General features: G+C 39.3%; 14 protein-coding genes, 1 tRNA gene and 1 pseudogene. 10 read left to right on the top strand and 6 right to left on the bottom strand.

Annotated features, from left to right (window positions below; genetic code table 11):
* The first annotated feature begins 286 nt into the window (after positions 1–286).
* From cysS to AVJ20_RS00825, 3 genes and pseudogenes are all read left to right on the top strand, one after another.
* A complete protein-coding gene (cysS, locus tag AVJ20_RS00815) occupies positions 287–1,708 on the top strand; it encodes a cysteine--tRNA ligase (RefSeq protein ID WP_111883786.1) in 1,422 nt (473 codons plus the stop codon).
* Positions 1,709–1,770: 62 nt separating this feature from the next.
* Positions 1,771–1,846, top strand: a tRNA-Gly gene (locus AVJ20_RS00820).
* Positions 1,847–2,434: 588 nt separating this feature from the next.
* Positions 2,435–4,531, top strand: a pseudogene (locus AVJ20_RS00825) (TonB-dependent receptor plug domain-containing protein).
* A gap of 88 nt (positions 4,532–4,619) precedes the next feature.
* Here AVJ20_RS00825 and AVJ20_RS00830 read toward each other — a convergent pair.
* Positions 4,620–4,895, bottom strand: coding sequence for a hypothetical protein (locus AVJ20_RS00830; RefSeq protein WP_078193570.1), 276 nt, complete (start codon positions 4,893–4,895; stop codon positions 4,620–4,622).
* Positions 4,896–5,312: 417 nt separating this feature from the next.
* Here AVJ20_RS00830 and AVJ20_RS00835 point away from each other — a divergent pair, with 417 nt between their 5' ends.
* Both AVJ20_RS00835 and AVJ20_RS00840 read left to right on the top strand, forming a co-directional pair.
* Positions 5,313–6,020, top strand: coding sequence for a glutamine amidotransferase (locus AVJ20_RS00835; protein WP_078193571.1), 708 nt, complete (start codon positions 5,313–5,315; stop codon positions 6,018–6,020).
* Positions 6,021–6,086: 66 nt separating this feature from the next.
* On the top strand, positions 6,087–6,716 hold the full coding sequence (locus AVJ20_RS00840) for a LysE family transporter (RefSeq protein ID WP_111883787.1): 630 nt from the start codon (positions 6,087–6,089) through the stop codon (positions 6,714–6,716).
* An 81-nt stretch (positions 6,717–6,797) separates the two neighbouring features.
* On the opposite strand, the gene AVJ20_RS00845 is transcribed toward AVJ20_RS00840, so the two are convergent.
* The gene (locus AVJ20_RS00845) at positions 6,798–7,394 is read right to left on the bottom strand and encodes a YceI family protein (RefSeq protein ID WP_078188771.1); all 597 of its coding nucleotides are present in this window, start codon (positions 7,392–7,394) and stop codon (positions 6,798–6,800) included.
* Positions 7,395–7,687: 293 nt separating this feature from the next.
* Here AVJ20_RS00845 and AVJ20_RS18550 point away from each other — a divergent pair, with 293 nt between their 5' ends.
* Complete coding sequence (locus tag AVJ20_RS18550) at positions 7,688–8,203, top strand: nuclear transport factor 2 family protein (RefSeq protein WP_228157134.1); 516 nt, start codon at positions 7,688–7,690, stop codon at positions 8,201–8,203.
* 52 nt (positions 8,204–8,255) lie between these two features.
* On the opposite strand, the gene AVJ20_RS00855 is transcribed toward AVJ20_RS18550, so the two are convergent.
* The 4 genes from AVJ20_RS00855 to AVJ20_RS00870 all read right to left on the bottom strand — a co-directional run bounded on the left by AVJ20_RS00855 (position 8,256) and on the right by AVJ20_RS00870 (position 12,164).
* A complete protein-coding gene (locus AVJ20_RS00855) occupies positions 8,256–8,699 on the bottom strand; it encodes a GNAT family N-acetyltransferase (RefSeq protein WP_227591806.1) in 444 nt (147 codons plus the stop codon).
* Between the two features lie 187 nt (positions 8,700–8,886).
* Positions 8,887–9,102, bottom strand: a complete 216-nt coding sequence (locus AVJ20_RS00860) for a hypothetical protein (RefSeq protein ID WP_078188774.1) — start codon at positions 9,100–9,102, stop codon at positions 8,887–8,889.
* Positions 9,103–9,286: 184 nt separating this feature from the next.
* A complete protein-coding gene (gene tkt, locus AVJ20_RS00865; RefSeq protein WP_111883788.1) occupies positions 9,287–11,275 on the bottom strand; it encodes a transketolase in 1,989 nt (662 codons plus the stop codon).
* Positions 11,276–11,738: 463 nt separating this feature from the next.
* Complete coding sequence (locus AVJ20_RS00870) at positions 11,739–12,164, bottom strand: pilin (RefSeq protein WP_111883789.1); 426 nt, start codon at positions 12,162–12,164, stop codon at positions 11,739–11,741.
* A gap of 443 nt (positions 12,165–12,607) precedes the next feature.
* On the opposite strand from AVJ20_RS00870, the gene metK reads away from it, so the two are divergent.
* The 4 genes from metK (at position 12,608) to AVJ20_RS00890 (ending at position 15,728) form a co-directional block, all read left to right on the top strand.
* Positions 12,608–13,774: a methionine adenosyltransferase gene (gene metK / locus AVJ20_RS00875; protein ID WP_078188779.1), complete on the top strand. Its 1,167-nt coding sequence runs from the start codon at positions 12,608–12,610 to the stop codon at positions 13,772–13,774.
* A gap of 169 nt (positions 13,775–13,943) precedes the next feature.
* Positions 13,944–14,384, top strand: a complete 441-nt coding sequence (locus AVJ20_RS00880; RefSeq protein ID WP_111883790.1) for an SMI1/KNR4 family protein — start codon at positions 13,944–13,946, stop codon at positions 14,382–14,384.
* Positions 14,385–14,535: 151 nt separating this feature from the next.
* Positions 14,536–14,880, top strand: coding sequence for a hypothetical protein (locus AVJ20_RS00885; RefSeq protein ID WP_078193577.1), 345 nt, complete (start codon positions 14,536–14,538; stop codon positions 14,878–14,880).
* A 146-nt stretch (positions 14,881–15,026) separates the two neighbouring features.
* Positions 15,027–15,728: a VIT1/CCC1 transporter family protein gene (locus tag AVJ20_RS00890; RefSeq protein WP_111883791.1), complete on the top strand. Its 702-nt coding sequence runs from the start codon at positions 15,027–15,029 to the stop codon at positions 15,726–15,728.
* Positions 15,729–15,826 lie beyond the last annotated feature (98 nt).

Genomic DNA, 15,826 nt, shown 5'->3' on the forward strand with positions numbered 1-15,826 from the left:
TTTCACAATTTTATCATATCTATGCAAATAGCACGTTTCCAAATGTATAAGAATTCATGAATTATGCAGAAAAGATGCATTTCTTCATTTTTATCTTCCGGACAGATAAATTGAATTCAGCACTCGAATGAGATTCAGACCGAATCCAATTAACCTTCTACGCTATTTTTAGCAACGCAAAGACATCAAGCATTAAAAAATATCTGCTTTTTTGGGTTTTAACTTTATGAATAAAAATGCTTAGGTTAAGATGAGCCATCTTTTGGTAGAAACAATTTGAAGACCTATGCAACCTTTTGTTCTATATAACTCAGAGCAACGTAAAAAAGTAGAATTCGTACCTCGTAAAGAAGGACATATCGACATGTATGTCTGTGGAATGACCGTGTATGACTACTGTCATATTGGTCATGCTCGAGTTATGGTTGCATTCGACTACATTATCCGTTTCCTGCGCAGTCAGGGCTGGAACGTTAAATACGTTCGCAACATTACCGATATTGACGACAAAATCATTGCCCGTGCCAATGAAAATGGCGAAAGCATTACTGCATTAACCGATCGCTTTATCAAGGCCATGAACGAAGATGCTGCCAATTTAGGTTGTGCAGCACCTGATGAAGCACCACGTGCAACAGACTATATCGATCAAATGCAGAATATGATTGGTAACTTGGTTAACAAAGGTACAGCATATCCATCTGCAAATGGCGATGTTTATTTTGAAGTTGAAAAGTTTGCCAAATATGGTCGTCTTTCGGGTCGTAAACTTGACGATATGCAGGCTGGTGCTTCTGAACGCGTTGATGTAGAAGTAGAAAAGAAACATCCTTTTGACTTCGTGCTTTGGAAACATGCCAAAGAAAATGAACCTTTTTGGGCTTCACCTTGGGGTAATGGCCGTCCGGGCTGGCATATTGAATGTTCAGCGATGTCGACCTGCTGCTTAGGCAACCATTTTGATATTCATGGTGGCGGTTCAGACTTAACTTTCCCGCATCATGAAAATGAAATTGCGCAATCTGAGGCATCTACTGGCGAACCGTATGTTAATTACTGGATGCATGTCGGCTTTATTAATGTCGATGGCGAAAAAATGTCGAAGTCTTTAGGTAACTTCTTCACTATTCGTGATGTGATGGATAAATTCCACCCTGAAGTGATTCGCTTCTTTATTGTGTCATCACATTACCGTAGCCCAGTAAACTTCTCTGACACTGCTTTAAAAGAAGCGAAAAATACCCTTTCCCGTTTCTATCATTCATTTAAAGCTTATCAGCAAGTCTATGGTGAAAAAACCGTAGAAACTTTGGATGATGCTTTAGTTGAGCGCTTTAATGTCGCTATGCGTGATGATTTCAACACGGCAGAAGCAATTGCGGTATTGTTTGAAGTCAACAAAGAATTGAACCGTGCCGTAAAAGATGAAAATGCTGAACAAGCGGCTGTGTATTATTCGACATTGCGTCACTTGACCAATATTTTAGGTTTGGTTCAGCACAATGTTGATGAATTTTTAAAATCAGATATTGGTCAAGAAGCACTAGGTCTCTCTGAAGAGCAAATTGAAGATTTAATTCAACAACGTAAAGATGCGAAAAAAGCCAAAGAATTTGCCAAAGCAGATGACATTCGTCAATCTTTGTTAGATCAAGGGATTGTTCTTGAAGATACTCGTCAAGGCACTATTTGGCGCCGTGCTGATTAATTAAGCAAACAGAAGCATAGAGAGTTGACAGTTGTGTGAAATTCTCTATAATTCACCTCATTGCGGGAATAGCTCAGTTGGTAGAGCATAACCTTGCCAAGGTTGGGGTCGGGAGTTCGAGTCTCCTTTCCCGCTCCAGAATACGAAAAAACCCTCATCGAAAGATGAGGGTTTTTTTATGTCTAAATTTTTCTTCAACGGCTTGTTTTTAGATTTATTTACTCATGTTATGCACATAAAAGTAATTTCGCATTTAGGGATTGAATAAAGAGATTAGCCTTCGGCTGGAGGTACTCTTACGAAACGTTGTTTTTCATTCGGCAAAATGAGATGCGAAGCTTCGCAAGGAAACCATCTTGCGGTGCAATGCACCTCACCAACAAAACTCGTTCACTACCGTCAAATTATTCAACGTATCGCAAAAACATTTTTGATTAGAAGTCGTCCTGTCTCAAACAATTGCGCGTGACATTACCGCGTATCTTTATTATTTGAAGCAAAGTACGCTTCTGATGTTACTGCGTCACCTCAGTTATTTATTATATTGTAGCGACGTTAATAGGCCTTAATTTTCCCCAACGAATAAGGCTTCCCCTATTGCCACACGACCTTTCACCTACCTGTTAAAAAATAATCTGATGAAATGCTCATCTCGCCAATTTTCCTCAATTTTTCTCCATAATTTTCCGTTATTCTTTGCCAAAATTACATTTGGACAACCAAATAATGCACGGCGCGTACACCACACTCAAACTGACCAGCTTAAGTTACGCATTACTTACAATATCAACATCAATTTGGGCCGCAGATACTGTTCAAAATCCGCAAGAATCTGCAGCAGTTCAGCAAATGGAAGCTTTAACATTTGAAGTTCCAACAGCAAGCACTAAGCCCAAAGACCCAGATATCAGTGCTGTAGCAAAAACTATTATAAGCCGTGATGAAATGTTGAAATTTGGCGATCAGTCCATCAATGATGCGCTGCGTCGTGCTGCAGGATTTCAACTCCCCGGTGCTGGCGGTGGTCCACGTGGTGGTGCAGGTGCTGGCGGCATGCGTTTCCGTGGTGGTGCACCCGTTTTCTTAATCAATGGTGAACCTGTACAAGGTGGTCCTCGTGGTGGCATGTCAGTTGTTGATAGCATTACGCCCGAAATGATCGAACGCCTTGAAATCACCAAACAACCGAGCGTCGCTCAAGGCTCTGTTGCTTCATCTGCAGTCATCAATATTATTTAAAAAGAACCATTGAATGGCACGCGCTTAAGTGGATCTGTACGTGCTGGTTATGGCCTAACCAAATCAAATACACGTGAAGAAGAACGCACCAATTTAAACTTTCAAATGGATGGTCGTTCAGACCCTTGGATCTATAGTTTATCTGGGAGCCGAATGTGGAATGATTCAGATACGCTCACCCGTACACAAGATGCAACAGGAACGAAAACCCAGAAACGCATCACCAATCGTACGTCGCAAATGCTCACCCCACGTGTTGAATATCAACTTGATGATCAACAAAAACTGGTCGCTGAAATGTTTTATCGCAACAATGAAAGCGAAGGCACAAGTGGCTCCCAAGTCCAAAAAGATAAAAATGACAGTATTCGACTCAACATACGATATGAGCGTAAAGACCAAGGTAATTCCGACAAAATTCGCTTATCAATTGAGCAGCAAAATGAAACAGAATTAACAGAGTATAGAGATTCCCAATCATATATTGATGAAAAAATTAATGAATATGGTTTAGGCTACGACGGTGTCCGAAAGTTCGATTCAAAACGCCAAATAAAATTTGGTACCGACCTACGAAGCAATGAACTTGAAAGCAATATTGCAGAGACCTTAGATGAACAATTGTATGCTGCTTATGTTGAAGGAAGTTGGAAATATACGCCGCGCCAAACCTTAACTTTAGGTGTACGCCAAGAGTGGATTGATCGTTCAGGTTTAGTGGATTATCAAGATCAGCATTTAAGTCCTGTATTAGCACACCGTTTTGACTTTAATGACCAATGGTCACTTCAAACCAATTTGAGTCAGGCTTTTAAAAACCCACGTAGCAATCAATTAATGCCGACGGTTTCAGTTTCTACAGAAAGCGATGCAGGGACACTAAACAACCCTGATCGTGGTGGTAATCCTGACCTAAGACCTGAAACTATTAATGCTTACGAAACAACCTTAGGCTATAACACCCCTGCTGGCGGTGTAAATATCACTGCCTATTATCGAGAAATTAATGACTATATCGAAAAATCGATCCTGTCAGAAAATGCTACAGGCGGTCGTTGTGAAACAGGAAATACCGATTGCCGTTTTGTCGAACGTCCTTATAACCAAGACAGTGCAACCACCTATGGTGTGGAAATTTCTGGACGCTATGCACTGAAGCAAAAGGAGAATGACCATTCATTTATGTTGAATGCTCAACTTTCAACTGTACGTGCAAAAATTGAAGAAACTGACGGCTCTGACCGTTTGGCAAGTGATGTTGCACCTTATACCGCAAGTGCTGGTTTATCTTATAACTATCAACCGTGGCGTATTGCAACAAGTGTGAACCTCAATTATACCCCTGAATATACACGTGCGCTGAGTAACGAACCGTACAATCGCACCAGCAATGAACGTGTCAACATGGATGTGAGTTTTACTAAACGCTTTGATCAAAATTGGTCTGCATCGGTCAATGCACGTAATATTCTCAGCTCAGATTATAAAGAAGTGTTAAAAGAACAAAGTTCTGGCGCGCTATACCAATCTCGTATTAATGAAGCCATTCCAAGCTTTATGTTTACCTTAGAAAAGAAATTCTAAACCGTTTCTAAGGGACTGCTAAGAAATTCAAAATAAAAAACCGATACGAGCAACGTATCGGTTTTTTTTATGCGTACACGACCGCAAACTAGCGCTCAATTGCCTTCAACATTTTCGCAATTTTTAGGGTATGTTCCTTCTGCCCTTTTTTCTCTAAGACCTTTTGCTCAACCCACCATAAATATTCAAAAATTTCTGATTCACTTGAATCCTCTTGAATTAATTTAAAAATATTGGGCAAATAATCATCATATTCATCACGTAAAGCAGGAATACGGCGAATCCCTAACGGGTCCCATTCCTTCAATAAAATTTTATGTATCGCATGCAAGAGACTGGCATCTCGATTATGTTTTGACTGCATACAAGTTCCCTGGCTTATATTTTTTTACTTTTAAAATCAGTTATCTAATTATGTGATGATATTAAAAGAAAAATGAACTGTTGTTTGTCGAAGATTTCATCATACGCATCTCTAAACGCTTTTCCATTGGTTTTTCATCTTTTTTTTATACTAAACCAAAGCTTTATCAAAATTTCATGCACTTTTTCTCATAAATTTTACCAATAAAGCCTTTCGGGAATCCCCTAATTCACAATACAAAGGTTTTAAATGCTAAGTTCAACGATCGAACCTAATCATTCAAAGAAAAAAAAATATGCTTCAGCCAACTTCTATATTTATCTCTTTTCGCAATTGTGAAAATTTACAGTTTTCCTTTTTAATCTCCGACAATTCAAGCTACATTCTATTTTGAAATTTTAATCCTGAAAAATCCCTATGAGTACTGCATTAAACGAAACCATTTACGTCATTCAACACCTTGCATTTGAAGATTTGGGTTCATTGGAAGATGTATTTTATCAACTGGGTTATCGGGTGAGATACTTCGAAGCTGGTATCGATGACCTCAGTAAAGCTATGCAACATACAGGGCTTACCATCATTTTGGGCGGCCCGATCGGAGTTTATGAAACTAATGACTACCCTTTCCTACAAAAAGAAATAGACTTACTTAAAGTACGTTTAGAGAGTAATTTACCGACTTTAGGCATTTGCTTAGGTGCTCAGCTAATTGCGCATGCATTGGGAGCTAAAGTTTATGCAGGTCATAGCAAAGAAATCGGTTGGAGCAACTTAGAACTTGATGATATTACTCACAATATATTAGCGCCATTAGATCAAGTGCCTGTACTGCATTGGCATGGTGATACCTTTGATTTACCTGTAAATGCACAGTTACTCGCCAGCTCAGCAATTTATCCAAATCAAGCGTTTAGCTATGGGCCCAATATTCTAGCTCTACAGTTTCATATTGAAGCAGAAACACAGGCCATGGAAAAATGGCTAATTGGGCATACATGTGAACTGCATAAAGCACAAATTAACATCCCAAATTTACGCATGGAAAGCCAACAACATGCACCTCATTTAGAACGTGTTGCTCCCCTTATTTTGCAACAATTCTTACAACAGCTTGAGCTTTAAAACAGCTATTAATTTAAAGCTAAATGGCTTATAACGGTTGCACTTCAAAACGTATAAGCCATTAGAATGACTCCCTTACTCAGCATTGCGCTCATCCACTTTTTTGCTCTCATCAGCCCAGGCCCAGACTTCTTTTTTGTCACTCAAAGTGCTATTCGACAATCCAGATCACATGCATTATTTGCCGCATTAGGTATATCACTTAGTATTTTAGTTTGGTCAATTTGTGCAATAAGTGGCTTACATTTTCTATTTCAAAAAATGGCTTGGTTACAACAATGCCTCATGATTTTGGGTGGCTTATATCTTTTATATTTAGGCTCTCAGTTATTAAAATCTGCATGGAGTAAAGACCTCGGCACAATAACGAAACCAACCGAGCAAGCTGTACAGAAAAAATCGCCTTTGACGCTGTTATTCCAAGGTTTCTTGACCAATATGGCCAATCCTAAAGCATTAGTTTATTTCACTAGTGTATTTTCCATTGGGATCAGTGCAAAGGTCAGCATTTTTGATCAAAGCTCTTTATTGGCTTTAGTCTTTATTGAAAGTTTGATTTGGTTTGCATTGGTTGCGGTCTTATTCTCAGCACCTAAAATGACCCATTACTATCAAAAATTTAGTAAAAAAATTGACGCCATTACCGGTGGAATTTTCATCAGTTTTGGCTGCCTATTGCTGCTCAATCGCGATTGACCACTCATCAAATACTCATCTACGAGACATAAAAAAGCACCCAAATGGGTGCTTTCCTAACTTAACTGAGGAAGCTAAATCTTATTTCGCTGCTGCCTTTGCTGTAGACACAGCCGCTTCAGTCGTAATATTTACCGTAATTTTGTCGCCTACATTTGGTACATATGCACCGACACCAAATGCTGAACGATCAAAAGAAGTCGTTGCATTGAAACCAATCGTTTCCGCCTTAGTCATTGGGTGAACGGCTTGCTTGTTCAATACAGCATCCAATACCACTGGTTTAGTCACATTTTTAACTGTTAAATCACCCGTGATTTTGTATTTAGTTTTGCTGATCGCTTGAACTTTTGTGCTTTTAAACGTGATATTTGGATATTTTTCAGCATCAAAGAAATCTGCTGTTTTTAAATGATCATCTAATGCTTTGACATTGGTATTTAAGCTTGATAATGGAATCGTCACATTCACAGACGAATTTGCAGGTTTTGCATTATCGACATTAATTGTCCCTTGAATGTCACTAAAGTTTGCAGAAGGTGTTGAGAAACCAAAATGATTCCACGTAAATACTGTTGCTGTATGAGTAGGATCAATTTGATAGGCAACAGGTTTTGCCATAGAAATTGTTGTAACTGATGCTACCGCCAAACCGATTGTTAATGCTTTAAAGTTCATGTTTTTATCTCACTTTCGAATACCATTAAGTCTATAGATTTTTAGCCGTATTACAGCTTTAAAGATAAAACGTTTTGTTGCATGTTTAGAACGATAGTTTTGTAAAATCTGTAGCAGCATCTACAACCACTCTCAATTATTAAATTTCCCATATATTTCAAATAATCAATAATTTAATTGATCCATGAGTTATTTATCCTAAATTTAGGAAACATCAACCTATCAGAGTCGTAGGTTTTCTAAACAAATCCACTTAAGATTTTTAGACATCATAACAATCTGAGTACCCAAAAATGACAGAACAATCGCTGGCTATTGAAAAAGCCTTAAATACTAAAACGCCCAAAGATGTCGTTTTGGCATTTCTTATGAATACTTCAAAAGAACTCGTCGAAAATGCAACTCAGCTGCTGGTTGCAGAAGACGCGGCATATGTTTCCTTAAACTTCAGCAACCCAGAACTTAAACAAATTGAGCCGTGGGCTGGGTCTGGCACAGGCAGAGACATTTATATTTATACCTTTGCCAACGTCGGGACCTACTGGAATATCGACGACTTTCAAATAACGGATATGATCGCTGAAGATGAAACCGTAGCTGTATTTGGTCAATTCACCTACACCTCAGTCTATGCAAAAAATACTTTCACCTCGCCTTTTTCAATTAAAGCCAAAGTTCAAAACGGTTTAATCAGCTTTTTCCAATTTATGGAAGATACCTACGCCTCAGCATCATCATTCCGCGTAGGTGGAGAATGGATCATTCAGCAAGATGCTGACTCAGCTAAAAACTTTAAAGTTTCAGCTTAATACTTAGATGCGCAAAAGCTGCTGTTGATTTGGAATAGCTTTTTACATTGAGTTAATGACAGCGGTATTGGATAAATCCGGTTTTTCTCGCGATTTGATCATACAGCTTTTGCGCAGTTTCATTGTCCTGATGCGTAAGCCAATACACACGGTCACACTGCCGCTGATCACAATATTCTTTCACTTTCGCGATCAGCGCCTTGCCAATACCCTGCCCGCGATATTCTTCAAGCGTATATAAATCTTGCAAATAGGCATAAGGCTGCAATGTCCAGCAGCTCTCATGTTCAATGACATGCACGATCCCAACCACTTGATGTTCAATTACGGCTGCAAAGCCATACATATGTTCGCACTCAGCAGCATGTAACCTTTGCCATGTTCGCTCGGTCACTGCATCCGCCACCTGACTTTTATAAAATTCTAAATACAGCTCCCAGAGCGGCTGCCATTGGCTTTTTGAAATTTCAGTTAAATTTTTAATTTGTATTTGCACGTTCAATGTCTTTTTTAAATGATCACTGGATTTTTATAACTGAAATAAAGCTTTTTGTGTTGAAAACACTGTATTTTATGCGCTCTTTTTAAACATGATGAGTCTTGAAAGAACGTTTTCTTATCTGTTTTATAAATACGATAGGCAAATAAAAAGCCCGAAGATTCGGACTTTTTAACTATTCAGCTTATAGCTTTTCAACCAAGATCCGATCTACCTGCTTTAAACCTGTATGCTTTTCATGGTTCTTACGGCGAATCTTAATCACTTTGTCTTCTTGCAAGTCTTGCAACATCAACTCTACCGCAACCATTGCTTCAAGCTCTAAGTCTGTGCCAATCCATTTCTGTTCACCAGCATCCATCAGTACAATTTCATCATTTATCTGATCGTAAAGGCTCATCGTTTCCTCACTTGGGGCAACATTGCACCCGTGGCTGAATACTGCATGAATGAATTAATTTTAAACCAATGCTTTAATTCATTCGTTACAAATCGTTATTTCACAATTAAAAAAATATATTTAATCTCTGCAATAAAAAACGCCCCTTCTCTGGGGCGTCTTTTTTACTATTAATCTTTATAGATTAAGCGGTAATTTCTTTCACAGCAGCAACAACAGCATCAACAGTAATACCGAAGTGTTGGTACAAGTCTTTTGCTGGAGCAGATTCACCGTAAGTCGTCATACCGATTACACGGCCATCAAGACCTACAAATTTCCACCAGTAGTCTACATGCGCAGCTTCAACAGCAACACGCGCACGGACCGCAGCAGGAAGAACCGCTTCACGGTAAGCAGCGTCTTGTTTTACGAATTCTTCAGCACATGGCATAGAAACGACACGTACACCTTCAAGCTGTGCATAAGCATCCATTGCCAATGAAACTTCTGAACCAGTCGCAATGATGATTGCTTTCAATTCGCCTTTTTCTTTTGCAAGAACATAACCGCCTTTCGCAACGTCAGCAATTTGGTCTGCTGTACGAGTTTGGAATGGCAAGTTTTGACGAGAGAAGATTAACGCTGTAGGGCCTTCTGAACGAAGTAGCGCAGATTTCCAAGAAATAGACGCTTCTACAGTGTCACATGGACGCCAAGTATTTAGGTTTGGTGTACCACGTAAAGATGCAATTTGCTCTACAGGTTGGTGTGTAGGACCATCTTCACCTAGACCAATTGAGTCATGGGTATACACATGAATTACACGCTGTTTCATCAATGCAGACATACGTACTGCATTACGCGCATATTCCATAAACATCAGGAATGTTGCTACATAAGGAACGAAACCGCCATGAAGTGCAACACCGTTAGCAATCGCAGTCATACCGAATTCACGTACGCCGTAATGAACGTAGTTACCCGCTGGGTTAGATTCAACGCCTTCTGCGCCTTTCCATAAAGTCAGGTTAGAGCCTGCAAGGTCAGCAGAACCACCTAGAATTTCTGGAAGTTGCGGTGCAAATGCTTGAATGGCATTTTGGCTAGCTTTACGAGTAGCGATTGTTTCAGCTTTAGCATTTACTTCAGCAATATAAGCATCCGCTTTTGCTGCGAAGTCAGCAGGAAGATCACCAGAAAGACGACGTTTTAGTTCAGCTGCTTCTACTGGATATTTAGCAGCATAAGCAGCAAATGTGTCGTTCCAAGCAGATTCAGAAGCAGTACCTTTGGCTTTTGCATCCCAAGCTGCATAAACATCAGCAGGAATTTCAAATGGACCTTCTGCCCAGCCCAAAGCTTCACGAGTTAAAGCGATTTCATCATTACCAAGCGGCGCACCGTGGCAATCTTCTTTACCTTGTTTGTTTGGTGAACCTAAACCAATAATGGTTTTACAGATAATTAAGGTTGGTTTCGCAGTTTCAGCTTTTGCTTCAACAGTTGCCGCACGGATTGCATCTGCATCATGACCGTCAACTTTCAGTACTTGCCAACCGTATGCCAAGAAACGCTGTTCTGTGTCGTCAGAGAACCAGCCTTCTACTTCACCGTCAATCGAGATGCCGTTGTCATCGTAGTAAACAACTAATTTACCTAGACCCAAAGTACCAGCCAATGAACATGCTTCGTGAGAAACACCTTCCATTAAACAGCCATCACCTAAGAAACAGTAAGTGTTGTGATCTACAACTGTGATGTCTTCTTTGTTGAATTGAGCCGCTAAAGTTTTTTCAGCAAGTGCAAAACCTACAGCGTTTGCAATACCTTGACCCAATGGACCTGTGGTTGTTTCGATACCCGGTGCATAGCCCAATTCTGGGTGACCTGGCGTTTTAGAATGCAATTGACGGAAAGATTTTAAATCTTCAATAGACAGGTCATAACCTGTTAAGTGCAATAACGCATATTGCAACATAGAGCCATGGCCGTTTGACAATACGAAACGGTCACGGTTTGCCCATTGTGGGTTTGCAGGGTTGTGGTTGAGGAATTCACGCCATACCACATCAGCAATATCTGCCATCCCCATTGGAGCACCTGGATGTCCTGAATTTGCTTTTTGCACAGCATCCATTGCCAATACACGAATTGCGTTTGCAATACGACGTTCGTTAAGCGGGGTTGTCATAGGTCAGAGTCCAAACAAATGGTTTAAAAGAGTAAGATGAATAAGAATTCAAAGATGCGCATATTGTCTTAAAAAAAGCGGAATGGGTAAAGCCTCAGGGGGCAAATTTTCGCTAATTATTCCTGCACCACCTGTATTTTGGGCGCTTATTGCACAATTTCAAGCCTATGCATGTCGTTTATTTTGTATACAGTGACGCTTTTATATGGCGAATCAATGACAGCGCAATGCATATTTAGAGTTTAGTGGCGAAAGCAAACGCTTCGTAATTGATAAAAGTCCAATACATCGAATGGAAATTGTGAATATAAATAGCAGCCAAAGACGATCCAGATAAATGACCATTAGAAATATGAAATATATTCAATAAAGAAACCTATGAATGTTTGTGAAACTCTAAGAGCATACTCATCCCTGTGAAATCAGCACTGATCCAATATACTCACGGTTTCACATTCAATATTTATATACCACGACATGTAGCAGGTAAGTTTCGCTGCGAAATATCATCCGATTGACAATTCCAAGCACCATTTAAACCATCTGGAATATTAAAATAAATCTGCTTTGAGCGAAGAGCAAAATTGACATCTGTTGATTTAAACGTAAAAACCACTGAACACGTTCCTGCCACATCAGTAATTTCACTACTTGCAATAAACTTGGTACTGATACTTTCATTCAGCGCTGTATTCAAATCTACACAGCTTTGTTCCTCTGAATAATTTTCAATTAGTTTCAATTTATAGGATGAAATCATTGTTAAAACTTCAGCCACTTGCGCTCGAGCGACATAACCATTGTAAGATACAGTAGCAATTGCAGCCAAAATGCCGATAATTGCCACTACCATCATGATTTCAATGAGTGTAAAACCAGACTGTTTCATTACGTTTCCCCATTCAACGTAATGACAACTAGGCAATTTGCGTACCAAGTCTCAAAAGCCCGCATTTATTGTGTTTTATTTTTCAAATTAAACGAATAATTGTCGTTTACAGTCATATTCTGGCAGTTCATGACATTCATTATTGATAAATCTCAGGATATTGATTTGATTTTTCTTATAATTGATTCACTTAAAATGCCACTTTAGCCATTTTAACGCCTAATCACATTGTTGCTTGTGCCAAAACAAAATATCTCAGTTTTATCTCATCATAAAAAATTAAATTGAGAAATCCATTGCTCATATCAATTTTTTAGATGCCTATATCAATTAAAAAGTCATTGAAATGAATTAATTTCATCCAATTTGGTCATGTTAAGCTAGTCCTAAACGCTTTCTCGATGTAACATATTGCGTCTTTAAATTTAACTGTGATAGGACTTATGCGCGAGTACGCTGTATTTACCTCGGAATCTGTAAGCGAAGGCCATCCGGATAAAATGGCTGACCAAATCAGTGATGCTATTTTGGATGCAATCTTAAAAGAAGACCCATATGCACGGGTTGCTTGTGAAACGCTTGTAAAAACGGGTGCGGTTGTACTTGCCGGTGAAATCACAACAACTGCAAATGTTGACTTTGAAGCGATTGTTCGTAATACCGTAAATGGTATCGGATATCATCATTCAGATCTTGGCTTTGATGGTTCAACTTGTGCCGTGATCAACATGATCGGTAAACAATCACCTGAAATTGCTCAAGGTGTAGACCGTCAAAAACCTGAAGATCAAGGTGCAGGCGACCAAGGTTTAATGTTTGGATATGCAAGCCGTGAAACTGATGTGCTTATGCCAGCACCGATTTCATATGCACATCGCTTAATGGAAAAACAAGCTGAACTACGTAAACAAGGCAAACTTGCTTGGTTACGTCCTGATGCAAAAAGCCAAGTAACATTTGCTTATGAAAATGGTATGCCAGTTCGCTTAGACGCAGTTGTACTTTCAACTCAGCACGATCCAAAAATTACCCAAGCTCAATTAAAAGAAGCGGTAATTGAAGAGATCGTGAAAAAAGTGATTCCTGCTGAAATGTTCCATGCAGACACTAAATTCCACATCAACCCAACAGGTATGTTCGTCATTGGCGGCCCTGTAGGTGACTGTGGTTTAACAGGCCGTAAAATCATTGTAGATACTTACGGTGGTATGGCTCGTCACGGTGGTGGTGCGTTCTCTGGTAAAGATCCATCAAAAGTGGACCGTTCTGCTGCTTATGCAGGCCGTTATGTTGCTAAAAACATTGTGGCTGCTGGTCTAGCTGACAAATGTGAAATTCAAGTGTCTTATGCGATTGGTGTTGCAGAACCAACATCTATCTCGATCAACACATTCAATACTGCAAAAGTATCTGAAGATTTGATTATTGCACTTGTACGTGAACACTTTGACTTACGTCCATACGGTATTACTCGTATGTTGAACTTAATCCAACCGATGTACCAACAAACTGCTGCGTATGGTCACTTCGGTCGTGAAGGTTCTGATACCGCATTTACATGGGAAAAAACTGACAAAGTGGAAGCGCTTAAAGCATCTGCTGGTCTTTAATCTTAATAGATTAATTTCCCAAAAAAGCCTGCATTGATTGCAGGCTTTTTTATGGCCCGTATGTCCATAACTAAAACATCTAGGATAAAAATAACGAGTGTAAAAAATATTGACTAAAATTTACGCCTAGCTTATTCATAAAACACCAAAATAATTTAAGAACAACATCATGCCCTTTCCATTAGACTTAAAATTTATTACTGCAACTGAAGAACAATTAGGATTTAAGTTTCCAGAAAAATATAAAGCCAAAATGCAAATTGAAAATGGTGGCGAATTCGGCATTAGCTTTTCTAGTGCGGATGAATTTAAAGATGGTGATGACATCGAAGCTTGGTGGCTTTTTCCCTTCCAAGACACCAGCGATGTGAAAAGATTAAAACGTACAACGAATCATCTAGCTGCAGAACATCAAACTATAAGTGAAATTGAAGACTTCCCTGAAAACAGCATTGCTATTGCGCATAACGGCGATGGCGATTATTTATTGCTGCATACGATAGACGATACACAATTGGGGGAAGAAATATATTTATGGCGCCATGATGACAGTGAATTTATCTATCTACTTGTGACTTCAATTGAAGAATTATTTAGTCAAAACCCTTAACGTTATAAACAGATATAAAGCCTTTTAAACTACAAAATAAGCTGGATAAAATTACACTAAATCAACAATTTTTGATCGATTTTTGAATATTTTTTCAGCTAATATAAATTCAGCCCATGCTACGGGCATAACAAAAAAAGGAAAGATCAAAATGAATAAATTACTTGTTGCTTTAGGTTTGGCTGCAACTGTTGCACTTGTTGGCTGTAATAAAGACAAAGCGCCAGAAACAGGTGCAACAACTGGTGAACACCTAGAAAACGCTGCTGATCAAGCAGGCCATGACATCGCTGATGCAACTTCAGATGCGGCAACTGCGACAGCGACTGCTGTTGATAATGCTGCAACTGCAACTGCGACAGCAGCCGAAAATGCTGCAGAAAATGCTGAAGCTGCTGCACACAATGCCAAAGAAGCAGCTAAAGACGCAACTGCTGCAACAGCAGGTGCTGTTGAACAAGGTGCAGCTGACGTGAAAGAAAAAGCGCAGCAATAAGCATTTTATAAAAAAAGCACCTTCGGGTGCTTTTTTTACATCTGTATTTTATTCAACTTACTGTTTCAATCTATTTTTAACTTGAAATTTAACCGATGTCAGGTCAATCTTATGAGGTCATATAAATAACAAATTTAGAGAAAATAATGTCTTACTCACATCATGCCGAAAAACATTTTATGGAACGTACGGGTTGGCTACGTGCATCTGTACTCGGTGCAAATGATGGCATTATCTCCGTCACTAGTTTAATTATGGGCATGGCTGCAAGTGGTGCTTCTAGCCATACCTTACTCATTACATGCATTGCAGGACTCATCTCTGGTGCAACCTCTATGGCGGCTGGCGAATATATCTCTGTGAAATCTCAAGAAGACGTCGAAAAAGCAGATCTTCACATGGAGCATAAGGAACTACAAAAGAACCCTGAGCTAGAACTTAAAGAACTTACCCAAATTTATATTCAACGTGGTTTAGAACCACAACTGGCCCATGAAGTCGCAGTCCAATTGACGGCCCATGATGCACTAGAGGCCCATGCACGAGATGAAATTGGAATCCATGACAATACCGCAGCAAAACCCGTTCAAGCAGCACTCTCATCGGCTTTAGCATTTTCAATTGGTGCACTATTTCCGATGGTTGCGATCTTGATCAGTGCTGACATGCATATTGAAAAAACTGTTATGGCCATTGGCGTGATTTCCCTAGCACTCCTCGGTGCTTTAGCCAGTTATGCAGCTGGCACTTCTATGTTGAAAGGCAGTCTACGTGTTGCACTCTGGGGCATTGCAGCCATGCTATTTTCAAGTTGGATTGGTTCTTTATTTAATGTAAATCCAGTTTAATGTTTCTTTTATCAGTTTTACAAATATTGAAAATCAATTATTCACAGCAATGATTGTGTGAATTCTAAACAATATTAATTTTTACAATATATAAAAAC

It is taken from the genome of Acinetobacter sp. CFCC 11171 (genome assembly GCF_003268405.1).
Classification (GTDB): domain Bacteria; phylum Pseudomonadota; class Gammaproteobacteria; order Pseudomonadales; family Moraxellaceae; genus Acinetobacter; species Acinetobacter amyesii.